Annotated in this window: 28 protein-coding genes; 9 read left to right on the top strand and 19 right to left on the bottom strand. The window is 70.7% G+C overall.

Features of this window, described 5'->3' with window-relative positions; all coding sequences use genetic code 11:
- Position 1: 1 nt before the first annotated feature.
- A complete protein-coding gene (locus SACAZDRAFT_RS14745) occupies positions 2 to 853 on the bottom strand; it encodes an alpha/beta fold hydrolase (RefSeq protein ID WP_005442990.1) in 852 nt (283 codons plus the stop codon).
- Between the two features lie 87 nt (positions 854 to 940).
- On the opposite strand from SACAZDRAFT_RS14745, the gene SACAZDRAFT_RS14740 reads away from it, so the two are divergent.
- Positions 941 to 1,672 (top strand): SDR family NAD(P)-dependent oxidoreductase, encoded by a 732-nt coding sequence (locus tag SACAZDRAFT_RS14740; RefSeq protein WP_005442989.1) that lies wholly within the window; start codon positions 941 to 943, stop codon positions 1,670 to 1,672.
- Between the two features lie 31 nt (positions 1,673 to 1,703).
- Here SACAZDRAFT_RS14740 and SACAZDRAFT_RS14735 read toward each other — a convergent pair whose 3' ends face one another.
- Entirely contained in the window at positions 1,704 to 2,759 is a 1,056-nt protein-coding gene (locus tag SACAZDRAFT_RS14735) for a UDP-N-acetylmuramate dehydrogenase (protein WP_005442987.1), read from the bottom strand.
- A 25-nt stretch (positions 2,760 to 2,784) separates the two neighbouring features.
- Here SACAZDRAFT_RS14735 and SACAZDRAFT_RS14730 point away from each other — a divergent pair, with 25 nt between their 5' ends.
- The 3 genes from SACAZDRAFT_RS14730 to purU all read left to right on the top strand — a co-directional run bounded on the left by SACAZDRAFT_RS14730 (position 2,785) and on the right by purU (position 5,019).
- The gene (locus SACAZDRAFT_RS14730) at positions 2,785 to 3,285 is read left to right on the top strand and encodes a DUF2505 domain-containing protein (RefSeq protein WP_005442985.1); all 501 of its coding nucleotides are present in this window, start codon (positions 2,785 to 2,787) and stop codon (positions 3,283 to 3,285) included.
- A complete protein-coding gene (locus SACAZDRAFT_RS14725; RefSeq protein WP_005442984.1) occupies positions 3,270 to 4,091 on the top strand; it encodes a class I SAM-dependent methyltransferase in 822 nt (273 codons plus the stop codon). The genes SACAZDRAFT_RS14730 and SACAZDRAFT_RS14725 overlap by 16 nt, the downstream gene beginning before the upstream one ends.
- A gap of 70 nt (positions 4,092 to 4,161) precedes the next feature.
- The gene (purU, locus tag SACAZDRAFT_RS14720; RefSeq protein WP_037294577.1) at positions 4,162 to 5,019 is read left to right on the top strand and encodes a formyltetrahydrofolate deformylase; all 858 of its coding nucleotides are present in this window, start codon (positions 4,162 to 4,164) and stop codon (positions 5,017 to 5,019) included.
- Here the strand turns inward: purU and SACAZDRAFT_RS14715 are convergent.
- From SACAZDRAFT_RS14715 to SACAZDRAFT_RS14700, 4 genes are all read right to left on the bottom strand, one after another.
- Positions 4,972 to 5,844: an ABC transporter ATP-binding protein gene (locus SACAZDRAFT_RS14715; protein WP_005442980.1), complete on the bottom strand. Its 873-nt coding sequence runs from the start codon at positions 5,842 to 5,844 to the stop codon at positions 4,972 to 4,974. The two genes, purU and SACAZDRAFT_RS14715, sit on opposite strands and share 48 nt — an antisense overlap.
- Positions 5,841 to 6,938, bottom strand: coding sequence for a FecCD family ABC transporter permease (locus SACAZDRAFT_RS14710; protein ID WP_005442979.1), 1,098 nt, complete (start codon positions 6,936 to 6,938; stop codon positions 5,841 to 5,843). The genes SACAZDRAFT_RS14715 and SACAZDRAFT_RS14710 overlap by 4 nt, the downstream gene beginning before the upstream one ends.
- Positions 6,935 to 8,014 carry a FecCD family ABC transporter permease gene (locus SACAZDRAFT_RS14705; protein ID WP_005442976.1) on the bottom strand — a complete coding sequence of 360 codons (1,080 nt, stop codon included), beginning with the start codon at positions 8,012 to 8,014 and terminating at the stop codon, positions 6,935 to 6,937. The genes SACAZDRAFT_RS14710 and SACAZDRAFT_RS14705 overlap by 4 nt, the downstream gene beginning before the upstream one ends.
- A 148-nt stretch (positions 8,015 to 8,162) precedes the next feature.
- On the bottom strand, positions 8,163 to 8,750 hold the full coding sequence (locus SACAZDRAFT_RS14700) for a TetR/AcrR family transcriptional regulator (protein ID WP_050983472.1): 588 nt from the start codon (positions 8,748 to 8,750) through the stop codon (positions 8,163 to 8,165).
- 90 nt (positions 8,751 to 8,840) lie between these two features.
- Here SACAZDRAFT_RS14700 and SACAZDRAFT_RS14695 point away from each other — a divergent pair, with 90 nt between their 5' ends.
- Positions 8,841 to 9,566: an alpha/beta fold hydrolase gene (locus SACAZDRAFT_RS14695; protein WP_005442972.1), complete on the top strand. Its 726-nt coding sequence runs from the start codon at positions 8,841 to 8,843 to the stop codon at positions 9,564 to 9,566.
- A gap of 127 nt (positions 9,567 to 9,693) precedes the next feature.
- Here the strand turns inward: SACAZDRAFT_RS14695 and SACAZDRAFT_RS14690 are convergent, their stop codons facing one another.
- Together SACAZDRAFT_RS14690 and SACAZDRAFT_RS14685 are read right to left on the bottom strand one after the other, a co-directional pair.
- On the bottom strand, positions 9,694 to 9,888 hold the full coding sequence (locus tag SACAZDRAFT_RS14690) for an MbtH family protein (protein ID WP_005442970.1): 195 nt from the start codon (positions 9,886 to 9,888) through the stop codon (positions 9,694 to 9,696).
- A gap of 49 nt (positions 9,889 to 9,937) precedes the next feature.
- Complete coding sequence (locus SACAZDRAFT_RS14685) at positions 9,938 to 11,332, bottom strand: lysine N(6)-hydroxylase/L-ornithine N(5)-oxygenase family protein (RefSeq protein ID WP_005442968.1); 1,395 nt, start codon at positions 11,330 to 11,332, stop codon at positions 9,938 to 9,940.
- Between the two features lie 137 nt (positions 11,333 to 11,469).
- On the opposite strand from SACAZDRAFT_RS14685, the gene SACAZDRAFT_RS14680 reads away from it, so the two are divergent.
- On the top strand, positions 11,470 to 12,420 hold the full coding sequence (locus SACAZDRAFT_RS14680; RefSeq protein WP_005442966.1) for a methionyl-tRNA formyltransferase: 951 nt from the start codon (positions 11,470 to 11,472) through the stop codon (positions 12,418 to 12,420).
- Between the two features lie 17 nt (positions 12,421 to 12,437).
- Here SACAZDRAFT_RS14680 and SACAZDRAFT_RS14675 read toward each other — a convergent pair whose 3' ends face one another.
- The 10 genes from SACAZDRAFT_RS14675 to SACAZDRAFT_RS14630 are packed head-to-tail and all read right to left on the bottom strand — an operon-like array spanning position 12,438 to position 19,589.
- Positions 12,438 to 13,436 carry an NADP-dependent oxidoreductase gene (locus tag SACAZDRAFT_RS14675; protein ID WP_005442964.1) on the bottom strand — a complete coding sequence of 333 codons (999 nt, stop codon included), beginning with the start codon at positions 13,434 to 13,436 and terminating at the stop codon, positions 12,438 to 12,440.
- A complete protein-coding gene (locus tag SACAZDRAFT_RS14670) occupies positions 13,436 to 13,879 on the bottom strand; it encodes an SRPBCC family protein (protein WP_005442962.1) in 444 nt (147 codons plus the stop codon). Before SACAZDRAFT_RS14670 ends, SACAZDRAFT_RS14675 begins: the two co-directional genes overlap by 1 nt.
- Before the next feature lie 38 nt (positions 13,880 to 13,917).
- Positions 13,918 to 14,457: a YbaK/EbsC family protein gene (locus SACAZDRAFT_RS14665; RefSeq protein WP_005442960.1), complete on the bottom strand. Its 540-nt coding sequence runs from the start codon at positions 14,455 to 14,457 to the stop codon at positions 13,918 to 13,920.
- 34 nt (positions 14,458 to 14,491) lie between these two features.
- Positions 14,492 to 14,788, bottom strand: coding sequence for a DUF2516 family protein (locus SACAZDRAFT_RS14660; protein WP_005442958.1), 297 nt, complete (start codon positions 14,786 to 14,788; stop codon positions 14,492 to 14,494).
- 56 nt (positions 14,789 to 14,844) lie between these two features.
- Entirely contained in the window at positions 14,845 to 15,621 is a 777-nt protein-coding gene (locus tag SACAZDRAFT_RS14655) for a hypothetical protein (RefSeq protein ID WP_005442956.1), read from the bottom strand.
- Positions 15,622 to 15,627: 6 nt separating this feature from the next.
- Positions 15,628 to 16,068 carry a helix-turn-helix domain-containing protein gene (locus SACAZDRAFT_RS14650; protein ID WP_005442955.1) on the bottom strand — a complete coding sequence of 147 codons (441 nt, stop codon included), beginning with the start codon at positions 16,066 to 16,068 and terminating at the stop codon, positions 15,628 to 15,630.
- A 56-nt stretch (positions 16,069 to 16,124) separates the two neighbouring features.
- Complete coding sequence (locus SACAZDRAFT_RS14645) at positions 16,125 to 16,772, bottom strand: AAA family ATPase (RefSeq protein WP_005446365.1); 648 nt, start codon at positions 16,770 to 16,772, stop codon at positions 16,125 to 16,127.
- Between the two features lie 4 nt (positions 16,773 to 16,776).
- Complete coding sequence (locus SACAZDRAFT_RS14640; RefSeq protein WP_005446364.1) at positions 16,777 to 17,184, bottom strand: TFIIB-type zinc ribbon-containing protein; 408 nt, start codon at positions 17,182 to 17,184, stop codon at positions 16,777 to 16,779.
- 35 nt (positions 17,185 to 17,219) lie between these two features.
- Positions 17,220 to 19,148 carry an FtsX-like permease family protein gene (locus SACAZDRAFT_RS14635; RefSeq protein ID WP_040927779.1) on the bottom strand — a complete coding sequence of 643 codons (1,929 nt, stop codon included), beginning with the start codon at positions 19,146 to 19,148 and terminating at the stop codon, positions 17,220 to 17,222.
- A gap of 57 nt (positions 19,149 to 19,205) precedes the next feature.
- Entirely contained in the window at positions 19,206 to 19,589 is a 384-nt protein-coding gene (locus tag SACAZDRAFT_RS14630; protein WP_005442947.1) for a VOC family protein, read from the bottom strand.
- Between the two features lie 105 nt (positions 19,590 to 19,694).
- Here SACAZDRAFT_RS14630 and SACAZDRAFT_RS14625 point away from each other — a divergent pair, with 105 nt between their 5' ends.
- The gene (locus tag SACAZDRAFT_RS14625; protein ID WP_040927778.1) at positions 19,695 to 20,186 is read left to right on the top strand and encodes a CGNR zinc finger domain-containing protein; all 492 of its coding nucleotides are present in this window, start codon (positions 19,695 to 19,697) and stop codon (positions 20,184 to 20,186) included.
- A 128-nt stretch (positions 20,187 to 20,314) separates the two neighbouring features.
- On the opposite strand, the gene SACAZDRAFT_RS14620 is transcribed toward SACAZDRAFT_RS14625, so the two are convergent.
- Positions 20,315 to 21,610 (bottom strand): DUF445 domain-containing protein, encoded by a 1,296-nt coding sequence (locus SACAZDRAFT_RS14620; protein WP_005442942.1) that lies wholly within the window; start codon positions 21,608 to 21,610, stop codon positions 20,315 to 20,317.
- Positions 21,611 to 21,639: 29 nt separating this feature from the next.
- Between SACAZDRAFT_RS14620 and SACAZDRAFT_RS14615 the strand changes: the two genes are divergently transcribed.
- Together SACAZDRAFT_RS14615 and SACAZDRAFT_RS14610 are read left to right on the top strand one after the other, a co-directional pair.
- Complete coding sequence (locus SACAZDRAFT_RS14615; protein ID WP_005442941.1) at positions 21,640 to 22,800, top strand: pyridoxal phosphate-dependent aminotransferase; 1,161 nt, start codon at positions 21,640 to 21,642, stop codon at positions 22,798 to 22,800.
- 188 nt (positions 22,801 to 22,988) lie between these two features.
- A partial coding sequence (locus tag SACAZDRAFT_RS14610; protein ID WP_040927777.1) for a hypothetical protein occupies positions 22,989 to 23,901 on the top strand: 913 nt, incomplete at its 3' end.

Here is a 23,901-nt window from a genome sequence, read left to right as displayed (position 1 = left end):
TTCACCTTTCTGCTCGGCCGAGATTGCCTTCAGCGTCGTCGAAGGCCTGTTCGGCGAACCCCCGCAGTGTGGTGTCGAACTCGCGCGCGGACTCGACGAACGGAAGATGGCCCACCCCTGACCACCAACGCGTCGACGCCCCCTCAATCTTCCCGGCGGTGTACTCGCCGGCGGTGACGTCCACGACGGCGTCGTCGGTGCCGTGCAGCACCAGCGCCGGGACGTCGACGGCGGAGAGGGCGTCCGCGCTGCCGATGTCCCGCCGGAACAGCGCCCGACGGACGCGCGGCGGCACGGCCAGGCTCGTGCCGAGCAACGCCTGCTCGACCTCGCCGGGCACGGGCTGCGCGGCCATGCCCTCACCCAGCGCCGTCAGTGCGGGGAGAGCGACGTCGACGTCGTCGGACAGCGCGGCGGGCAGCGCACCCGCCATCGCCGGGCCCACCCGTCCACCGGGACGGCCCTTGCCGATCTCGGTGATCGCGCCGACGAAGACGAGGCCCGCCAGCCCGCGCGTGCCGTGGGTGCGCAGGTAGTCGGCGATGACCAGACCGCCGTAGGACCAGCCCACCACCACCGCGTCGCCACCGGCCAGGTCGAGCACCGCCGCGAGGTCGTCCGCCCACGCGGCCGGGTCGTCGTATCCGCCCTCGGGAACCTCGGAACTGCCGTGGCCTCGCAGGTCGGGGGCGAGCAGGTGGAACCGGGAGAGCTCCGGGTCGGCGAACTGCGTGTCCCAGACGCGGGCCGACTGCGCCCAGCCGTGGACGAACACGATCGCGGGCGCCCGGCGTTGGCCGCCGACACGCACTCCGATCCGGACCCCTGACGCACCGACGACTTCCGACCTCATCCGCCCTGTCAGATCCCTTCGCAGCACGCTGCCCACACCGTGAACCCCCGCTGAGCACGACCACACTACCTGGCAGCATCGGTGGTCATGAACACCCGAACGGCAGTCATCACAGGAGCCAGTGCCGGGATCGGCGAGGCCGCCGCGCGTGCCCTCGCCGCCGCCGGCTTCCACGTCGTCCTCGGCGCCCGCCGCCTCGAACGGCTGCGTCCGCTCGCCGAGGAGCTGTCGGGCACCGCACTCCCCCTCGACGTCACCGACGCCGACTCCGTTGCCGCGTTCGCGGACCAGGTGACGGAGTGCCACGTGCTGGTGAACAACGCGGGTGGCGCGAAGGGCCTCGAACGCGTGGAGGACGCCGACGAGGAGCACTGGCGGTGGATGTGGGAGACCAATGTGCTGGGCACCATGCGGGTGACCAAGGCGTTGCTGCCGACGCTGCTCGCGTCCGGCGACGGCCACGTCATCACCGTGACGTCCATCGCGGGTCACGAGGTCTACGACGGCGGCGCGGGCTACACGTCGGCCAAACACGCCCAGTCGGCCCTGCACCGGACCCTGCGCTCGGAGCACCTCGGTGACCCGTTGCGGGTCACCGAGATCATCCCGGGGATGGTGGAGACGGAGTTCTCCCTCGTGCGGTTCGACGGCGACAGCGAGCGTGCGGCCAAGGTCTACGAGGGCCTGACGCCGTTGACGGCGCAGGACGTCGCCGAGGTCATCGCGTTCGCCGCGACCCGCCCGCCGCACGTGAACCTCGACCAGATCGTCGTGAAGCCGCGGGCGCAGTACAACGGCAGCCGCGCGCACCGGCAGTGAAGCGGCGGAACCGCCGGAACCGGGTGGTCGGTCAGAGCTCGCAGTTCACCAGCAGGGGTTCGGGCCGCAGCTCGACACCGAACCGCTCGTGGACGCCGTCGCGCACCTCGCGCGCGAGCGCCAGCAGGTCGGCGGTCGTGGCCCCACCCCTGTTGGTGAGCGCGAGCGTGTGCTTCGTCGAGAGCGACACGCGACCGCCCGGCCCGGCGTGGCCCTTCGCGAACCCGGCGCGTTCGATGAGCCAGGCGGCGGACAGCTTGATGCCGCCGTCGGCCGGGTAGCGGGGCACCGCGGCCTCGGTCCCCACCACGTCGCCGATCCGGGCGAGCACGTCGGCGACGTCGTCCTCGGCCACGATGGGGTTGGTGAAGAACGAGCCCGCGCTCCACGTGTCGTGGTCGTGCGGGTCGAGCACCATGCCCTTGCCGCGCCGCAGCGCGAGCACCGCCTCGCGGACCTCCTTCGCGGGAACCCTGGCCCCGATCTCCACACCGAGCGTGCGCGCGAGCTCGGCGTAGCGGACGGGCGCGGAGAGTCCGTCCTCCGACAGGCGGAAGCGCACCGACAGCACCACACCCGAGTCCGTGCCCTTGAGCACGCTGGTGCGGTAGGCGAACCCGAGTTCCTCGGCGGCGACGGTCCGTACCTGCCGGGCACGGCGGTCGTACAACTCCAGCGACTCCAGCACCTGGCTGGTCTCGCAGCCGTACGCGCCGACGTTCTGGATCGGCGTGGCCCCCGCGCAGCCGGGGATGCCGGAGAGGCATTCCAGGCCGCCGAGACCGGCCTCCACCGTGGCGCCCACGTAGGCGTCCCAGTCCTGCCCCGCCGCGACCGTGCGGAAGTCGTCGCTCCACCCGGTGGCGGCGATGCGCACGACGGTGCCGTCGAACCCGGCGTCGCCCACGACGAGGTTGGAGCCACCGCCCACCAGCAGGACGGGCTCACCCGCCTCGTCGAGCTTGCGCACGTGGGCCACGAGGTCGTCGGTGGTCTCGGCCACGACGACACGCCGCGCGGGCCCACCGAGCCTCAGGGTGGTGTGCTCGGACAGGTTGCTCGGGCCGACCGTTTCGACACTGCTCACGTCCTCAGACGGTACTGTCCCCGCCATGGCGACCCGTATCGAGCACCGGGCGACGTTCGCGCACAGCGTCGCCGACGCCTACGCAGCCCAGACCGACGCGGAGGCGCTGCGTGCCCGTCTGAGGCAGGTCGGCGGCGAGAGGTCGGAGCTACGCGACCACGAGGTGACCGAACACGGTGCCCGGTACACGCTCGTGCAGGGCATCCCGGCGGACAAGCTGCCGTCCCTCATCCGCACCCTGCGATCGGGTGATCTGAGCGTGCAACGCCGGCATGTCTGGACCCGCGAGGGCGATAGTGATCGTGCCACCGGGACCATCACCGTCGAGGTGGCCGACATCCCCGGCCGGATCACCGCCGACGTCGAGCTCGCGCCCGGCGGCACCGGCTCCGTCCAGACCACGCGCGGCGAGGTGTCGGTGCCGGTGCCCCTGGTCGGCGGCAAGATCGAGAGATTCGTGGTCGACCAGGTCACGCAACTGCTGGAGTCCGAGGCCCGCGCCACGGAGCAATGGCTCGCGCGCTGAAACCCGTCGGCACACCGACGAGAGGTACGACCAATCCCAACCGGCTCCGCAGGATCGACCGCTGGATGACATGGGACCCGCTGGTCCGCGGCGCGCTGCTGCGGGCGGCCGACCCGCTCGTGGTCGATCTCGGCTACGGCGCCTCACCCGTCACCACGGTGGAACTCGCGCAGCGCCTGTCGACCGTGCGCGCCGACGTCCGCGTGCTGGGGCTCGAACTCGACCCCGAACGCGTGGCCGCGGGCAGGCTCGTCGCCACTCCCCCGCGGCTGGACTTCCGGCGGGGCGGCTTCGAACTCGCCGGCACCCGGCCCGTCGTCGTGCGGGCCTTCAACGTGCTCCGGCAGTACTCGGAGGCCGACGTGGTGCCGTCGTGGGACGCCATGCTGGCCGGCATCGCCCCCGGCGGCGTGCTCGTGGAGGGCACGTGCGACGAGATCGGCCGGTTGTGCACGTGGGTCACGGTGACGCACGACGGCCCCCGCACCCTCACGTTCTCCTGCCGCACCGCGAGCCTCGAACGGCCGTCCACGTTGGCCGAGCGGCTGCCCAAAGCGCTCATCCACCACAACGTCGCGGGCGAGCCGGTGCACGCCCTGCTGTCCGGCCTGGACGCCTGCTGGGCCGCGGCGGCCCCGTACGGCGCGTTCGGCCCCCGAGCTCGCTGGACCGAGGCCGTGCGCGCGCTCGCCGCCCAGGGCTGGCCGGTGCTCGGCAGGCCCCGCCGTTGGCGACTCGGCGAGCTCACCGTGCCCTGGCACACGGTGTCCCCGGCCCGGCCGGGCGATCGTGACCGCTCACCGTGACGTCTCCCACGTCACGAAAGGACCGCCCACCGGGCGCACCGCCACCATGACCAGCGGATAATCCGTGGCCGTGCAGGAACGCCAGTACGTCATCACCTTCGGCTGCCCGGACCGCAGAGGGATCGTGTCCCGGATCTCCTCCTTCCTCGCCGAGATCGGAGGGTGGATCGTCGAGGCCGCCTACCACACCGACCCGGACACGGGCTGGTTCTTCACACGCCAGGCGGTGCGGGCCGACTCGGTTCCCTTCGACGTCGACGAGCTCCGCGCCCGGTTCGACGGCGTGGCCCGCTCACTCGGATCGGAGACCGACTGGCGGGTCGACGACACCGGCGAACGCCGCCGCGTGGTGATCCTGGTGTCGAAGGACGGCCACTGCCTGTACGACCTGCTGGGTCGCGTGGCCTCCGGCGAACTCGACGCCGACGTGCGGGCCGTGATCGGCAATCACGAGACGCTCGCCGACATCACCCGGGCCCACGGCATCCCGTTCCACCACGTGCCGTTCGACGGCGACAACGCCGCGGCGTTCGCGGAGATCGCGAAGCTCGTCGACGAGCACGATCCGCACGCGGTGGTGCTCGCGCGGTTCATGCGCATCCTGCCGCCCGAGCTGTGCGAGGCGTGGAGCGGCCGGGCGATCAACATCCACCACAGCTTCCTGCCGTCGTTCATCGGCGCCCGCCCCTACCACCAGGCCTACGCGCGCGGCGTCAAGCTGGTGGGCGCGACCTGCCACTACGTGACGGCGGACCTCGACGCGGGGCCGATCATCGAGCAGGACGTCATCCGGGTCGACCACCGCGACACCGTGGCCGACATGGTGCGCAAGGGCCGCGACATCGAGAAGGTCACGCTCGCACGCGGCCTGCGCTGGCACCTAGAGAGCCGCGTGCTCGTGCACGGCAACCGGACCGTCGTCTTCTGAGCGCGACCGGCGACGGGCGGCGGGCACGATCATCGGCGTGCCCGTCTCCGGGTCGTCGATGACGCGGCACGGCAGTCCGAACACGTCGGCGATCAGCTCGGCGGTGACGATCTCGGACGGGTCGCCCTGCGCGGCGATCCGCCCGCCCGGGGCGAGCACGATGAGGTTGGTGGCGTAGCGGCAGGCCTGGTTGAGGTCGTGCAGCACCGCCACCAGCGTGTGCCCCGAGTCGGCGTTCAGGTCGGCACAGAGGTCCAGGACCTCGATCTGGTGGGCGATGTCGAGGAACGTCGTCGGCTCGTCGAGCAGCAGGATCGGCGTCTGCTGCGCCAGCACCATCGCGAGCCACACCCGCTGCCGCTGACCACCCGACAGCTCGTCGACCAGGCGATTCGCCAGCTCGGCCACGCCCGTCCGCCGCATCGACTCGACCACCACGGCCTCGTCCTGCGACGACCACTGCCGCAGCAGCCGCTGGTGCGGGTAGCGGCCCCGCGCCACGAGATCGCCGACCGTGATACCGCTCGGCGCGATGGAGCTCTGCGGCAGCAGCCCGAGCCTCCGCGCCACCTCCCGCGAGCGGTAACCGCTGATGGCCTTCCCGTCGAGGTACACCGCCCCCGCGTCCGGTTTAAGCATCCGGGCCAGCGCCTTCAGCAGCGTCGACTTCCCGCACGCGTTCGGTCCGACGATCACGGTGAACGACCCGTCCGGCACCGAGACCCCGAGGTCCCTCGCCACCACGGCGTCGTCGTAGGCGAGGGTGAGGTTCTCGGCGCGCAGCCTGCTGCCCGCCCCACTGCGCGTCGGTGTCGATTCGCTCACGCGTACCTGCCCTTTCCGCGCCACTCGGACGCCAACAACCACATCAGGTACAGCCCGCCCACACAGCCCGTGGCGGTACCGACGGGCAACTGCTGGGCGGGGAACAGCCGGTCCATCGCCAGGTCGCTGACGGCCAGCAGCAACGCGCCCATGAGCGCCGACGTGACCAGCCCCGGCGCGGCGCCGCGCGTGAGCCGCCGCGCCAGTTGCGGTGCGGCGAGCGCGACGAACCAGATCGGCCCGGCCGCCGCCGTGGCGAACCCGGCCAGCAGCACGCTCGACGCGATGAGGATCGCCCGGCTGCGCTGGACACCCACACCGAGCGCCGTCGCGGACTGGTCCCCGAGTTCCAGCATCGACAACGCGCGAACCTGGCTCAGCGCCAGAGGAAGCAACACGGCGAGCGCCAGCCCCGACACGGCGACGTGGTCCCAGCTGCGGCTGTTGACGCTGCCGACCAGCCACGCCTGCGCGCTCACGGCGTCGTAGATGTCCGCGCGGGTGATCAGGTAGGAGTTCACCGACAACGCGAGGGCATTGATACCCACGCCGATGAGCACGAACCGGTAGCCCTGCACGCCCCGCCGGTACGACAGCACGTAGACCAGCAGCGCCGTGACCAGCCCGCCGACCAGCGCACCGACCGCGACCTGCGTCATCGTGCCGCCGACGACGATGATCATCACAAGGGCGCCGGTCGACGCGCCGTTGGTGAAGCCCACGAAGTCCGGACTGCCGAGCGGGTTGCGCAGCAGGCTCTGCAGGATCGCCCCGCTCACGGCGAGACCCGCTCCCACGAAGACGGCCGTGAGCAGCCGAGGAAGCCGCAGGGTGCCCACGATGAAGTCGGCGGCGCCGTCGCCCTGCCCCACGAGCACGGCGAGGACCTCCGACAACGACACCTCGAACTCGCCCGTGGTCAGCGTGATCGTCGCCGTGGCGAGAAGGGCCAGCGCCAGCGACACACCGACGACCAGCGTCCGCGTGGACAGGCGCAACGCGACACCCTCACCGCGCGTGCGCAGCACCCGACCGGTGACGGGACGGACCGCGACGGACGCGGTCGGCGTGGAGGTAGGGGTCTCGTCGCTCACAGGCTCGACAGCCTCCGTCGTCGGCACAACAGGCAGAACACGGGCACCCCGATCACCGCCGTCACGATGCCGACCTGCACCTCGCTGGGCGGAGCGATCACGCGGCCCACCACGTCGGATCCCACGAGCAGCAGCGGCGCGAGCACCAGCGAGTACGGCAGCACCCAACGCTGGTCCGGCCCCACCAGCAGACGCGCGGCGTGCGGCACCGCGAGACCCACGAACGCGATCGGCCCGATGGCGGCCGTGGCCGCACCACACAGCAGCGTCACCGCAACGGCTCCGGCCGCCCGGGTGAGACCGGGCCGGGCTCCGAGGGCCCGGCCGACGTCGTCCCCCATGGACAGCGCGTTGAGAGGCCGCATCAGCAACAGCGCGACGACCGCGCCCACCACCACGAACGGCAGCACCGGCAGCAGCACGTCGTAGTAGCGCCCGGCCAGCGACCCGACCATCCAGAAGCGGTACTCGTCGTACGCCTCGGGGTTCGACAGAAGCACGGCCGTGTTGAACGCGTAGAGCACGGCGGTGATCGCCGCACCGGCCAGCACCAGCCGCTCCGGGCTCGCTGCGCCCCGGCCCGTCGCGCCGAGCACGTACACCACGAGCGAGGCGAGCGCGGCGCCCACGAGGGCGAACCACACGTAGCCGAGTACCGAGGTGACCCCGAGGAAGGCGATCGCCAGGACCATGCCCGTCGACGCGCCCGTGTTGACCCCGAGCAGGCCCGGTTCCGCGAGCGGGTTGCGCGTCAGCGCCTGCATCAACGCACCGGAGAGCCCCAGCGCCAGACCGGCCACGATTCCGAGCAGCGTGCGTGGAATCCGGTAGTCGTGGATGATCACCGCCGTGTCGGAGCCCGCCCAGGCCTCCGGGTGCAGCAGCACGTCCCAGGTGTCGGTGAACGGGATGTCGCGCGAACCCAGCCAGATGCTCAGCAACGCGATCAGCACGAGGGCGACCGTGGCGACCACCAGTCCGCCCGCCCGCAGCAGTTGCGCCCAGCGACGAGCGGCGATGGCCTGACCACCCGGTTCGGTCCCCGAATCGGGTGAGGCGGGCGCGGCCAGTGACATAAGGTAAGGCTAACCGAACCGCCGATGAGCGGTCCAGACTACGTGACCGTGTCCGCAGCCTACGCACACGTGTCCGCCCTTCCCGTACGCGTGTCCGCGAGTTGCGCACGCGTGTCCGCAGTTCCCGTACGGAGTACCCCGGGACGGCTCACGACAGACAGCCGCCCAACACCACGTCCACGACCTGCTCGGCGAACTCCTCCGACACCGGCGCCTGCCGCAACATCACGCGCGACCACACCGCACCGGCGAGCAGATCCACGATCACCGCCGGCTCCACCGCCGCGCGCAGCTCCCCGCGCGCGACCGCACGATCGAACACGGCCCGCTCGCCGGACAGCCGATCGGCGACGAACTCGCGCGCCAACCACTCCAGACGCGGGCGTCCCGCGACCGCGCCCAGGGCCGCCACGACGACCCGGGACGTGGCCTCACCGGTCATCAACTCCACGAGCTCGCGCACGAGCCCGCGTAGGTCGCCTCGCAGGCTGCCGGTGTCCGGCACCGTGAGACGCAGCAGGTCGGACTGGACCAGCGCGGCGCCCAGCAACGCGTCCTTGTCGCTCCACCAGCGGTAGATCGTCGTCTTGTTCACTCCCGCCCGGGCGGCCACACCTTCGACGGTCAGGTCGTCGTACCCGCATTCGGCCAGCAGGTCGAGCGTCACGCGGTAGATCTTCTGCGCCTGGCGGGGGCCGCGACCGGCGCGCCGACTCCCCGGGAGCCTGTCGTCCACGCGCCGAGCGTACGCACTGTCCACAGCACACCGCGGGACCGGTACGGTGACAACACAACGCAACGTTGCGTTGCACTGAAGGGAGGTGTCATGGTCGACACGCCGTTGCCCGTGGTGTTCCTGCACGGCCTTCGCGTCAGCAGCACGATGTGGCGTCCACAACTGCACGAGGTCGGCCGACATCGTCCGGTGTCCGCGCCCGACCTGCCCGGACACGGACTCCGACGCGGGCGACGGTTCACGCTGGTGAGCGCGGTCGACACCGTGGCCGAACGGATCGACGACCTCGGTGGCCGAGCCCTCGTCGCGGGCCTGTCGCTCGGCGGATACGTGGGGATGGCGGCGGCCGCGCGGTTGGGCGAACGGGTCGCGGGACTGGTCGCGCTGGGCTGCACCGCGATCCCCAGTCCGTCACGCACGACGCCGTTGCGCCTGGCCGGCAGCCTGTTCGGCGCTCTCCCCGACGGCGGCGAGCGGCTCAACCGCCTGCTGTTCACCGCGGCCGTGGGCAGGTCGGCGGCGTCGGTGATCGCCGAACGGGGCTTCGCCACGGAGGCGGTGTCCGACGCACTCGACGAGCTCTGCCGGTTCGATCCCCTCTCCGAGCTGGCACGCTGTCCCGGCCCGGTGTTGTTGGTCAACGGGAGTCGGGACCACTTCCGGGTCGACGAGCAGCGGTTCCTCGCCGCCTGCCCGGAGGGGCGACTGGTGGTGGTGCCGAAGGCGGGACATCTCGTGTCACTCGCCGCACCCCGCACCGTCTCCCGGCTCGTCGAGGAGGCCGCGGTGCACGCGGAACGTCGAGCGGCGGCGTGACGGGCGCTGGCGGCGGGCGGACACCGCGGCGCGACCTCCCCGTACGGCAGGTGCGGACACGTGTGCACAGCTCGCGGACACGCGTACGGGAAGCGCGGACACGCGTGCGCAACTCGCGGACACGGTGTTACCGGAGGCTGGCGGGGCGCAGGTCCTTCCAGTGGGTTTCCACGTAGTCGAGGCAGGCTTGCCTGCTCTCCTCACCGAAGACGATCCGCCAGCCTGCGGGCACGTCGACGAACGACGGCCACAGCGAGTGCTGGTCCTCGTCGTTGACGAGCACGAAGAAGCGGCCCTCGGTGTCGTCGAACGGGTTCGTCATCGCTCTCCCTCCACGTCGCTCGGCCTCGGCGCGGGTCCGCCGGGCCCCCTCATCCGGCCCCGGCGGCAGCCGCCACGCCGACCACCTGGTCCACCCGCGTCGCACACGTCTCGGCGGCGCGCGTGCCGGACGTCGCCGCGCGGCGCAGCACCGAGTCGAGGATCTCCTGCGAGCGCACCGCGTTGTTCGACAGCAGCGACGAGGTGATGCCGTGGCTGTGCTCGGTGGCGCCGCCCTGCACGTACACGGCGGCGTCGCCTTCCAGGTCGGTGAGCATCCGGTAGTCGCGCGCGACGAGTGGCCGGCCTTCGTCGTCGCGCCGGAACACCGCCGCCGCGTCCCCGAACAACGCCGTCACGTCGCCGGGCCGGTAGCCGGTGGCGCAGACCACGACGTCGGCGTCGAGCACCGTGCGCTCTCCCGTGGTGAGCGACTCCACCGTGACGCGCGCGCCGTCGCCGGTCTCCACCACCTCGGCGACCCGCGACGTGTTGAGGACGCGCAACCGCTGCCGCCCGAGCACCGTCTCGCGGTAGTGCCTGCGGTACAGGTCCTCGATGAGTTCGAGGTCCACCACGGAGTAGTTCGTGTTGGCGTGATAGGCGAGGAGCCGGTCGCGAACCTCTTGGGGCGCGGCGTGGAACTCGTCCACCGCGGCGGGATCGAAGACCCGGTTGGCGAACGGGCTGTCGTCGGACGGGCTGTAGCCGTAGCGCGAGAACACCGCGCACACCTCGGCCTCGGCGAAGCGTTCGTGCAGCATCGCCGTCACCTCGGCGGCGCTCTGACCGGCGCCGATCACGACGAACCGCGACGCCTCTTCGACACCGTCCACGTTGTGCAGCAGGCCGCTGCTGTGCCACACGTGCTCGGACGTGGTCAGTCCGTCCGGCAGCGACGGCACCAGACCGGTCGCCACGACGAGGTTGCGCGCCGAACGCACCGTGCCGTCGCGAGTGGACACGTCGAACCGGACGAGTTCGCCCTCCTCGACGACGGGGCGCACGGCCACGACCTCGACGCCGTACGACACGAGGTCGTCCACGCGGGCGGCGGCCCAGCGGAAGTAGTCGTGGAACTCCACCCGCAGCGGGAACAGCGTCTTGTGGTTGACGAAGTCGACGAGCCGACCCTGTTCGTGCAAATAGGACAGGAAGCTGAAGTCGCTGGCGGGATTGCGCATCGTCACCAGGTCCTTGAGGAACGACACCTGCATGGTGGCGTCGTCGATGAGCATCCCCCGGTGCCAGCCGAAGGCCTCCTGGCGTTCCAGGAACGCCGCGCGCACCCGTTCCCGCTCGTCCACGGCGGAGTTGTGTTCGGACACGGCGATCGCGAGCGCCAGGTTGGCGGGGCCGAAGCCGATCCCCAGAAGGTCGAGGACCTCTCGCTCGCCTCGCGGCACCTCCGACATGCACGTCCCCTCGGTCAGCGAATCGAACATAGGGAACCCTAACCTAAGTTAGCAGGGCCTTAGTTAGCCCATTCGTGGATGATTCCCACCACGCCGCGAGGGGTTGCACACTTAGGTGAGCCTTGCTTAACTAGCCGCTGTTTCGCCGTCGAAGAGTGGGAGGCCCGATGCGGATCACGATGTTCGGATACCAGACGTGGGGACACCGAACCCTGCGCGCACTGGTGGACTCCGAACACGACGTGGTGCTGGTCGTGACGCACCCGCCGTCCGACCACGCCTACGAACGCATCTGGGCCGACTCCGTCGCCGACCTCGCCCACGACCACGACATTCCCGTCGAACTACGGCAACGCCCCGACGACGACCTCACCGCCCGGTTGGCCGACCTCGCGCCCGACCTCGTCGTCGCCAACAACTGGCGCACGTGGATTCCGCCGGAGATCTTCACGCTGCCGAAGCACGGCACGCTCAACGTGCACGACTCCCTGCTGCCCGCCTACGCCGGGTTCTCGCCGCTGATCTGGGCGCTCCTCAACGGCGAGAAGGAAGTCGGCGTCACCGCGCACATGATGGACGACGAGCTCGACGCGGGCCCCATCGTCGCGCAGAAGGCCGTCGAGGTCGGCCCCACCGACACGGCCACCGACCTCTTCCACAGGACGGTGGACCTGATCGAACCCCTCGTCGCCGAGTCGCTCGACCTCATCGACTCGGGACGCCTCCAGCCGGTACCGCAGGACCGGACGAAGGCGACGTTCTTCCACAAGCGGTCCATCGAGGAGAGCCGCATCGACTGGAGCTGGCCCGCGGAGGACATCGAGCGACTCGTCCGCGCCCAGTCCGACCCGTACCCGAACGCCTTCACGTACTACCGGGGTGAACGGCTGCGCATCACGCGCGCGTTCGTCACCGAGAAGACCTACGGCGGAACACCGGGCCGGGTCTTCATCCGCGAGGGCGACGGCGTCGTGATCGTCGCCGGGGCCGACGCTCGCCACGGCCGCAACCCCGGCCTGGCGATCGAACGGCTCCGCACCGACGACGGCGTCGAACACGCCGCCACGGACTACTTCCGCGCGATGGGCGGTTACCTCACCCGGTATCCGGAGGCGTGAGGCAACCGCCCGCGCGGTCAGAGCCGGACCAGCATCTTGCCGGTGTTGCCACCGGAGAGCAGGTCCAGGAAGGCCTGCGGAGCCGACTCGATGCCGTCGACCACCGTCTCGCTGTAGACGATGCGGCCGTCCTTCACCAGCGGAGCGACCTCGTCGACGAACTGGGGACGAAGGTGCTCGTGGTCGCCGACGAGGAAACCGCGCATCGTGAACCGCTTGCCGATGATCTGCGCGAGGTTGCGGGGCGCTGGCGTGGGTTCGGTGGCGTTGTACTGCGAGATCATGCCGCACACGGCGATCCGGCCGTGCACGTTGAGCGCGCTGATCGCGGCTTCGAGGTGCTCGCCGCCGACGTTGTCGAAGTACACGTCCACGCCGTCGGGAGCGGCTTCGCGCAGCTGCTCCCGCACGGGGCCGTCCTTGTAGTTGAAGGCGGCGTCGAAGCCCAGTTCCTCACGCAGCCACCGCACCTTCTCGGCCGACCCGGCGCTCCCGACGACCCGGCCCGCACCCCGGAGCTTCGCGAGCTGCCCGACGAGCGAGCCGACGGCACCGGCCGCGCCGGAGACGAACACCGTGTCGCCCTCGCGCATGTGTGCCACGTCGAACAACCCCGCGTACGCGGTGAGCCCGGGCATGCCGAGCACGCTCAGGTGCGCCTGCACGGGCGCGGCCTCGGGGTCGATCCGCCGCACCCGGGCGGGGTCCAGCACCGCGTGGGTCCGCCAGCCGAGACCGTGCAACACGACGTCACCCACCGCGAACCCGTCGGCGTTCGACTCGACGACCTCACCGATCGCCCCGCCGTCCATCGCCTTGCCGACCTCGAAGGGCGCGACGTAGGACTTGCCCGCGTCCATCCGGCCCCGCATGTACGGGTCGACCGACATCCACGTGTTGCGGACGAGGATCTGCCCCTCGCCCGGCTTCGGCACGTCGACCCCCGCGACCTCGAAGTTGTCGAGCGTCGGCACACCGTCCGGACGGGACGCGAGCCGTACTTCCGTCGCTGCCATCACTGACCTCGTACTTCCTCGGCGAGCTTCGCGAGCACGCCGTCGTGGATCCGTCGCAACCCTGCGGGAGCGAATGTCTTCTCGAAGAAACCGCCGATACCGCCCGCGCCGTGCCAGGTGGTCTCGACCCGGACCACACTGCGGTCGCCGTCGGGCCGCACCGACCACGTCGTGACCATGCTGGAGTTCTCGTCGGTCTCCACGAGCGTGCCCGGTCGCGGTTCGCTCACCGTCGCGCGCACGTCGCGGACCCGCTTCTTCGTCGCCTGGAGCTTGTACCGCACGACCGTGCCCGCACCCGTGCCGCCGTCGACCACCTCGTAGTCGCGGTACGCGTCGGTCAGGATGCGGGGACGCACCGACCGGTAGTCGGCGAGCCGCTCGCTCACCGTCTCCGCCGGTGCGTCGATGCTTCGTTCGGCCGTGGCCGTGACCGTACCCATGGCGCCTCCCCTTCGCGTGGTGTCGCTGTGTCGCTCGCTCACCTGGCGAGTCCGTCGATCACCTCGGCGCCGGGCAGCGCCGCCAGCGCGGCACCGGTGACCAACAACTTGCTACCCCGGATACCGCTGCCCACAACCAGTTCCGGCGCGTCCGCCACGGCCCGGTCGATCAGGATCGGCCAGTCGGAGGGCAGCCCCACCGGCGTGATCCCCCCGTACTCCATGCCCGTGAGCTCGACGGCCTCGTCCATGGGAGCGAACGACGCCTTGCGCACGTCGAGCCTGCGGCGGATCACGCCGTTCACGTCCGCTCTCGTGGTGGCCAACACGAGCGCCGCGGCGTAGCGGACCTCGCCCGCGCGTTTGCCCGAGACCACGACGCAGTTGGCCGACGCGGACAGCGGCGACGAGTACGTCTCACAGAACGCCGCCGTGTCGGCGAGGTCGGGATCGATCTCGACGAGCCCGACGGGCTCGCTCAGCGACGGCAGGGCCGCGGCGACCGGTTCGGCCAGCAGTTCGGGATGTTCGGAAGCCGGGACGGGCGTGAGCGTCCCGGCGATCGTCCAGCTACTCACACCACGAGCCTATTTCCGCGGGGTGAGCGCGTTCTCACCAACTGGAACCGCCCCGCTGGACCTCGATCAACTTGGGTCTGACGTCCACGACGTAGACCAGGCTGGCGACGAGCGCGGCGAGCCAGAAGATCATGCCGGCGCCGTAGAACTGGAACAGCCCCATGGCCACCGTCGCGCCTCCCGTGATGCCCAGCCACGCGGGTTTGGTCAGCCGGTCGGCCGCGGTGAACGCGTCCGACCGCTGCATCACGGCGTGGATGAACGCGACGAGGCCGACGAGCGTCCCGGCCCAGTCGATGACCCTGACGATGTAGTAGGCGAGAGGCGGCACGGTTCCAGCCTACGTCAGGACACGGCCGAGACCGAAGGCTCGACGGCGAGGCGAGGTCACGCCTCGCCGGTCGACGTGTCCGTGCCCGACCCCGGCGAGGTCCGGCGTGAACGCGTGGTGCGCGTCGCCGAGGAGTTCGTGTCGGGCTTCATGGCCTTCTTCCTCGCGGAAGCCGCCTTCGCGGAGCGCTGCGACGCCGTCGGCGACGCGGGCTGGGTCGCGGACTTCGTCGCCTTCGTGCCAGCCGTCGTGCGCGTCGGCATGCGCTCCGCCTCGGCCTTCACGGGGCCGGGCTTGTCCTCGGCCTTGCCGGTCGCGGCGGTGTCGACCTTCTCCTCGGTCTCGCGAGCCCGACGCGAGATCAGCGCCATCGCCTCGTCGAAGCGCTCCCGCGCGTCGGTGGTCATGTGGTCGACACGCTCCTGCGCGGTCCGCAGCGTCTCCTCGAACTGCTCGACTCCACGCTTGACCTGCGGCTCCACCGCGCGTTCCCAGGTCTGCTCGCCCGACGAGACGAGCTTGCGGTAGAGGTTCGTGGCCGCCTCCGCGGAGTCGTCGATCAGCTTGCGCAGCTCGGAGGGTTCGAGCCTGCCGCGCAGATGCTCGAACTCCGACGGCAGGTCCTCGATGTTCTTCCTGGCCGCCTCGCTGCTGGAGCTCACCCGCTCCTTGGCCTTGGACAGGGCGTCCGCCACCGCCTGGCTCGCCATGCTGCCCGCACCGAGGGCGGCGAGCAGCGACGTCCGGACCCCCTCCCTCGCGGTGTGCATGACCTTGTCCATGTCGTTCATGTCGTTCATGTCGCGGGTGTCGTGGCTGTTCGTGGTCGTCATCGTGACTCACTCCTCGTGGTGGTGACGTGCGCTCGCACTTGCTGTCGTCGTTTCCCGGTTCTCCCGCCGGAACGACTCGTACACGTCGAGCAGCACCTGCTTCTGCCGCTCGGTCAGTGAGGCGTCGGCGCGAACGGCGTCGACCACGGGACCGCCGACGGGCTGGTCGAGGATTCCGGCCTCGACGTACAGCGCCTCGGCTGAGATGCGCAGGCCTTTGGCGATCTGCTGCAGGATCTCCGCGCTGGGCTTGCGCAGCCCCCGTTCGATCTGGCTCAGATAGGGGTTCGACACCCCGGCCAGCTTCGAGAGCTGCCGCAGCGAGATCTTGGCGTTGTTGCGCTGCTGCCGGATGTACGAGCCGATGTCCTTGCCGAGGTCGGTGACCCTGTCGATCGGCCCACCCGTGTGGTCGTCCCGTTCCGAATCGGCGCGAGCTTGCGTCATGACGCCCCACACCTCCACCTACGACGATACGCTGCAGTGCTAACTCTTGCAAGCGCTCAGCTTGCACTCGATCCCGCGGCGTCGGCGAGCACTCGGCGCACCCAACGCTCCACGTACGCGACGGACTCGCCCAACGGCACGGACGTCGTGTCGAACAGCTCGACAGGCGGAGCCAGCGACGGCCCGTCCCGGCGCAACCACTCGTTGAACTCCAGCATCTCCGCGATCCGCGGCTCGTCCCACCCGCGCCACGCGGGTCGGCGGCGCAAGCGGCGAGCCAGCACGTCGGAGTCGGCGACCAGCGCCAGGTAGTGGATGTCCGAGAAGAACACCCGCTCCGGCAACGGCTCGAACTCGGGCGGCACGACGGTCCCGCACAGCACCACCGGACGGCCGCTCTGATGGATCATGGCGGCCATCCGCAACCACGTCGAGCGAAACGCCGGATGCCCGTCCACGTCGTCCCGCAACGCTCCGGTCCACAGGACGTCCTGTTCCAGCACCACCACCTCGCCCGACAGCCGGCGGGCGAGCTCCGGCCCGACGGTGGACTTGCCCGCGGCGCTGGGCCCGGTGAGCGCGAGCAGGGGCAGCCGGTGGAACGCGGCGCGGTGGCCGCACACCACGCACACCAGCCGCTCCCCCTCCACGACAGGTCGCTCCGCCCGGTCACCGCAGGCGGAGCAGATCTTCAGATCGAGCACGTCGTCAGTCGAACAGGCTTTCCAGGAAGCTCTTCTTGCGGCGGGGCCCGTGCCCGTACGGACGCGGCGAGTCGTGGTAGCCGCCCTGGTAGGGCCTCGGGGAGTCGGCGTAGTACCCGCCGTGCCCACCGTGACCGCCATGACCACCGCGGTACGGCCGGGGCGAGTCGCCGTAGTGGCCGCCGGGAGCGGGGGCACCGTACGGCGGGGCAGGCGGAGGCGGAGGCGCGGACCTGGGCGTGTACGGGGGCGGCGGCGCGGAGGCGTAGAACGAGTTCTCCGCGCTCACGATCTGTTCGAGTTCACCCCGATCCAGGAAGATCCCGCGGCAACCGTTGCACTGCTCGATGTGGATGCCGTTCTTGTCCAACGTCGTCATCACGTTCTGGCACTTGGGACAGATCACGATCATCAGCTTACGCAGGATCGGCCACCCAACGGACAAGGTCATTCGACGCGCAGTGACGGTTCCCGGTCCACCGAGGCGAGGGCGGTCACCGCGGCGACTGTCAGGACCCCGACCCCGATCACGGCGCCCACCGAGTAGACGGTCAGCACAGCCCAGTCGACGTGAACGGGCACGTCCAGCAGCCGAGCGAACAGCCCGGCCACGCCGAGCCCGGTCGCCGACGAGACCAGAACGCCCACCACCACCGGTATCCCGTTCTGCCACAACAGCGACCGCGTCAGCACTCCCCGCGGCAACCCTGCGGCCCGCAGCGCCGCGAACGCCCTCCGCCGCTGCCACACCTGAGCACTGGCCAGGACGACGAGATTGCCGATGCTCAGCAGCAACGCGAACGAGCAGGCGGTGCCGAGGATGATGTGCAGCGTGGCGAGCTTGTTCCCCTGAGCGTCGACGTCGGCGTCGCGATACACCATCGCCTGCCGCCCCAGCGGCGCGACCGCGTTGCGCAACCGCTCGGTCGCATCCAGGTCAGCCGGGTCGAGCACGAAGTGCCCGGGTTCCACCTGCTCGACCCCGGGCACGTCGCGCACCAGCTCCTCGACCCGGTTCTCCCACCCCACCGAAACGACGACCGACGCCCGGGCGGACTCGTGCGGCGGCGGGGACGACATCGGGGTCACGAGTGTCTGGATCGCCACGGCTGCGGCGAGTACGACCGTGATCCCGGCGACCACCCGTGCGGGTGTGCCGACGTCCATCTGCAGTCGGCGGACACCCAGCTGCCACGACGGTGGCCCTCCACGCAACCCGCGAACGAGCCGCTCGGCCAGCCACGGCAGCAACACCGGCACGCCGATGAGCAGCACGAACGTGCCCGCAGCCGCGAAGACCCCCACGAGCCGGCTGTCTCCGTCGACGCCCGCCCACACGTCGGGGAAGAACAGCGACAACCCCAGCGCGACGAACAGGATGCGCCACCGCCCTCGCCGCGGGATCGGCTCGCTGTGGCGGACGACGCCGTAGGGCTCCACCACCACGTCGCGCAACCCGACCAGAGCACAACCGATCGCGACGGCCGGTGTCAGCAGGGCCACGGCCACGACCGCCTGCCACGGCGGCACGAGCGCGTCCTCGTAGAGGGTGAGCCCGGCGAGGTCGGCGGCCACCACCAGCGGGCGGCCGAGGAAGAAGAAGGCGACGGCGAGCACCATCCCCAGCAGCACGCCCACGAGCGTTTCGGCCGCCGCGATGCGTCTGATCTGCGCCGCCCCGGCTCCCACGAGCCGGATCGCGGACAATCGCCGCTCGCCCTCGGAGCCGGCCAACTTGCTGCTGGACGCGACGAGGACCAGCAGCGGACTGATGAGCACCGCGCCCGCGAGGAACTCGACGACCACGAGCGGGCCGAGGCTCAGGGGCGCGCTCGGGACACCGAAGCCGCCGACCGCCACGACGCTCGGCGCGTCCCGCAAGCCCTCGTCGCCCACGTAGTAGAGCAGTTCGTCGGGTTCGGCCACCCCTTCGACGCCGATGGTGCCCACGATGTCGAGCTCGGCGAAGCGCGGGCGGAGCAACGCGCCGTCCTGCGAGGCGAGGAGGTCGGCGAGGGCGGGAGACACGACGGCCTGCCCGGGCGCCGGGACGTCACCGAGCCCGGGCGGCACCGGAGCGTCGGAGTGCCAGGGTTCGAGGTAGACCGCGGTCAGCTCGCGTTCCCGGAAGTACGACGGGGCCGAGAGGAGCCCGACGGCGGGTTCTCCTGCGGCAGCCTCGACCGGTGTGCGGGCGGCGAGGCGGTCGAGACGCTCCTCCAGACCGTTGAACGACGCGAAGACCAGGAGCAGTCCGGCGACCGCGAGGCCGATGCCCACCGCCGCGAACACGGTGCGCAGCAGAGCGAGGCCGCGCCTGCGCCCCGCCCCGAACGCCAACCGCGCCCCGAGGGCGAAGTCCGAGAACACGTTCATGACCGCCGGACTATACACAGAGTGCATAGTCCGGCGGTACGCCGAGTGAGTAGTGAACTACTGCACGCCGCACGCGCAGAGACAGAACGGGTGCCCGGCCGGATCGGCGTAGACCGTGAAGTCCGCGGGCGGGTCCTGCAACAAGGTCGCCCCGAGCTCGATCGCCCTGCGGTGCTGCCCCTCGATGTCCGTCACCGCGAAGTCCAGGTGCAGCATCTGCGGGCGTTCGCCGGACGGCCACGTCGACGGCCGGAAGTCCAGGTCACGTTGGAACGCCAGGTGCACTCCGCCCTCGGGATTCCGCAGCGTCACCCACCTGCCGCCGTTCTCGGGCTCGTCGGCCTTCCAGCCGAGCAGCTCGCCGTAGAACCGGGCCAGCCCGACCGGGTCGAGACAGTCGAGCACCACACAGTCCAGCTTGATCGACCCCGGAGTCGCCATACCATCCTCCTCTGTAACCAGTAGAGGCAGTATGGTGGTTAACTCCCCAGCTGGCAACGGTGATCGAAGGCGGTCGAGTGGCCACCCGAGCCGTAGAATCGCTGCGTGGACGCGGACGTGACCCTGCTGCTCGACTTCCTGAACACCGTCGACGTCGAGGAGGGCACGGACGTGCTCGCCACGGAACAGACCTGGTCGGAGTGGGCCGCCGCACGGGACCTGCCCGCCGACCCCCTGCGTACCGCCGCCGCGGCCCGGGACGCCCTGCGTACCGCCGCCGGGAGTCCGGCTGGCGAGCAGGCCGAGATTCACGACCTGCTACCGCCGTTGGCGGTGACACTGTCGCCGGAGGGCGTGGAACTGGCGCCGGCGACCGCCGTGGCCGCCGTTCTCGCCGCCGCCGCGCGACTCACGACGTCGGGCCAGTGGGACCGCATCAAGATCTGCCCGGCCGAGAACTGCCGTTGGGCGTTCCACGACCGGTCACCGAACCGCTCGCGGGCCTGGTGTTCGATGCGGGTGTGCGGCAACCGCCAGAAGGTCCGCTCCTACCGACGGCGCTCCACGAGTTCCTCGGTTTCCGTTGAATTCTCGTGAATTGCCGACGATTTCCACCACCCACATGGAGCAATCCTGTGGATAACTCGGTGGATAACTCCTCAACCTGTGGATAACTCGGCTCCGGTCGGGACTTTCCGTGGCCGATCCGGTGCATACTCGCTCGGTCAGAACAACACCTGCGCCACCGTGTAGATCACCAATCCGGCCAGGGCGCCCACCACCGTGCCGTTGATGCGGATGAACTGCAGATCGCGTCCGACCTGAAGTTCGATCTTGCGCGACGTCTCCTCGGCGTCCCAGCGTTCGACGGTCTCGGTGATGATCGTCGTGATCTCGGAGGAGTAATGCCGAACGACGTACGCCGCCGAACCCTCCACCCAGCCGTCGACCTTCGCCGACAGCGCCGGGTCCGACTGCAGGCGCGCACCCAGCTCCGCGAGCCCGGTGGCCACCCTCCGCCGAAGCTCACTCGACGGGTCCTCGGCGGCGGCCAGCAGCATCTTCTTCGCCGTGGTCCACGCCGAGTCGATCACGTTCCGCACCTCGGGGTGCTCGACGAGCTGCTGCTTGACCGCCTCCGCCCGCGCGATGGTTTCCGGGTCCTTCTGGAGATCGCCCGCGAACTCGACGAGGAATCGGTCGACGGCCAGTCGCAACGGGTGGTTGACGTCCGTCTTCACCGCCCACGCGAACGACAGCACCTCGCCGTAGACCTTGTCGGCGAGCATCGTGTCGACGAACCGGGGCGACCACGACGGTGCCCGGTCCGACACGACCCGGAGCACGGCCTCGTGGTTGTCGCGGACCCACTCGTAGGCCCGGTCGACCACGAGATCCACCAGGCGGTGGTGCGCGCCGTCGGCGAGCACCTGCTGCAGGAGCTTGCCCAGCGGCGGCCCCCACTCCTGGTCGAGCACGCGTTTCACCACCGCCTGCTCCATGACGGCCTGCACGTCCTCGTCGCGCAGCACCGTCACGGCGCCGCGCACGACCGTCGCCAGTTCCGCCGTCACCCGTTCCGCGTTGTCGGGCCGGGCCAGCCACTCGCCGACGCGCCGCGACGTCTCCACCCGCCGGAGCTTGTCGCGCACCACCGGCTCCGCCAGAAAGTTCGTGCCCACGAAGTCGCCGAGACTGCTGCCGAGCACGGCCTTCTTGTTCGGGATGATCGCCGTGTGCGGGATCTTGAGGCCCAGCGGGTGCCGGAACAACGCGGTCACGGCGAACCAGTCGGCCAGCGCACCGACCATGCCCGCCTCGGCGGCCGCGCGGACGTAGTTCACCCAGGCCGGCCAGCCCTCCGACTGCGCCCAGCTGGCCAGCAGGAAGAGGACCGTCGCGCCGAGCAGGAAACTCAGCGCCACGAGTTTCATCCTGCGCAGCCCCCGCCGCTTCGCCTCCTCCCGTTCGAGGGCTCCGGGCGGACCGAGCGGGACGGCGGTGGACGTCGGTTGCTCCATACGGTGATTGTCCGTGAGGATGTGTGCTCGTGCGTGAACCTGTACTCGTCGAACGCCTGCGGCCGTTCACTTCCACGATCTTCGCGGAGATGACCGCGCTGGCGGACCGGCACTCGGCCGTCAATCTCGGACAGGGCTTCCCCGACACCGACGGACCCGAAGGCATGTTGGTCGAGGCCCGGAAGGCGTTGTTCGGCGGCGCCAACCAGTACCCGCCGGGCCCGGGTCGTCCCGAACTCCGCGAGGCGATCGCGGACCATCGAGCCCGCTACGGCACCGAGTACGACCCGGACGGCGAGGTGCTGGTCACCGCCGGGGCGACCGAAGCGATCGCGGCGAGCCTGCTCGCGCTCACCGGCCCCGGCGACGAGGTGATCGTCATCGAGCCGTACTACGACTCCTACGCGGCGGCGGTGGCGATGTCCGGCGCCACCCGGAAAGTCGTGTCGCTGGTGCCCGACGGCGACCGGTTCGCCCTCGACCTCGACGCCGTCCGCGCGGCCGTCACCGCGAACACGAGAGCCCTCCTGGTGAACTCTCCGCACAATCCCACGGGCACGGTGTTCACGAGAACCGAACTCGCCGGGCTCGCCGCATTGTGCGTGGAGCACAATCTGATCGCCATCACCGACGAGGTCTACGAGCACCTCGTTTTCGACGACGCCCAGCATCTTCCGTTGGCGGCATTCCCCGGGATGTCGGCGCGCACGGTCTCCATCTCCAGTGCCGGCAAGACGTTCAACTGCACCGGCTGGAAGGTCGGCTGGGTCTGTGCCTCGCGGGAACTGACCTCGGCGGTGCGCGCGGCCAAGCAGTTCCTGACATTCACCTCGGCCGGGCCCCTGCAACCGGCCGTCGCCTACGCGTTGCGGAACGAGCTGTCGTGGGTGGAGTCGTTGCGCGAGTCGCTGCGGTCCAAGCGCGACCGATTGTGTGCCGGATTGGCCGCCGCGGGCTTCGGGATTCGACCGAGCGCGGGCACGTATTTCGTGTGCGCGGACGTCCGGCCCCTCGGTTTCACCGATGCGGAGGACCTCGCCTGGCGCTTACCGGAGAGTATTGGAGTCGCGGCAGTACCCGTTGGCGTGTTCACGGATCACCCGGCCGAGTGGCGACATCTACTTCGATTTGCTTTCTGTAAACAAGAGGAGGTGCTCGACGAAGCGATTGAGCGGTTGCGTACCTTGTGATGGGTTGCGCCGTCCGGGGTGGATCGCATACCGACGGGGTGAAACGGCCGCCCAGAATGCTAAGAATGGCACGCACGGGGTAGCCGGGGCGCGCTCACGCGATGATCGGCAACTCTTGACAGGGCGGCAACACGAACGAGGCAGGGCAGGTGGTGGCGATGAGGGCGACGCGCTCTCTGACAGCCTCCGTGACACGCCTGCGCGCCGACGGCCCCCGTCGAGCCGGAGTTCCGGTCCGGTTCCGGCCCTCCGCTTTCCGCCGCGTGCTCCTCGTGCTCGGCCTCGCCGTCGGTGGCTGGGTCGTCTCGGCGCTGATCGCCGGGGCCACCGCGGCCGCCACCACCGACCAGCCGTCCGGTTCGGACGACCTCGGCGAGGCGCCGGTCTGCACCATGCCCGACACCGGGGAGCTGCCACAGACGCGTTCCGACCTCGATCCCTGCGGCCCGACGTCCCCCGGTGACACCGCACCCGCCGAGGACGGCGACGCGATCGCCACGCCCGACGCCGGTGAGCCCGACGTGCTCCCCGGAACCGAGGCCCCCGACGACGAGTCTGCCCAGCCGATCCACCCCGACGACCCGGAGGAGATTCCGGACCCGGCGCGCCCGGACGAGCCCACGGCTCCGGCCCGGCCGACCACGCCGGGAACTCCCGACGACGTCCGGGACGCCGCCCCCGGCAGCCCGCGCGACGTCGAGCCCGGCGAGTCCGGCCGCGACTCCGTGGAACGGCCCACGGCTCCGATGCCCGAGGGGAACCCGCGGCCCCTGCTCACGGCCGCCACGGACTCCCTGCTGTCCACGACGACCAAGCTGACCTCCACGCTGGCCCACACCACCGACGGCCTCACCGGCTGGCTGTTCGGCGCGTTGCCCGAGGTCACCAGCCCGATCACCGACACCATCGACGACGTCGTGGACGTGCCCCGCACGCTGCCCGGCACCGATGCCCCCCTCGACCTGCTCCCCGACCTCACCCCGCCCCGGCTCCCCGTGGACCTGGGCGACCTCCTTCCCGGCACCGACCCCGACCGGCCTCTCGGCGAACCCCGCGTCGAACCCGTCGCGCCGCCGGTGAAGTCGGAGCGGCCCGGTCCTG

It is taken from the genome of Saccharomonospora azurea NA-128 (assembly GCF_000231055.2).
GTDB classification, from domain to species: domain Bacteria; phylum Actinomycetota; class Actinomycetes; order Mycobacteriales; family Pseudonocardiaceae; genus Saccharomonospora; species Saccharomonospora azurea.
Note: the sequence above shows the minus strand (reverse complement) of the source record. Positions and strands in the feature narration are given on the sequence as shown.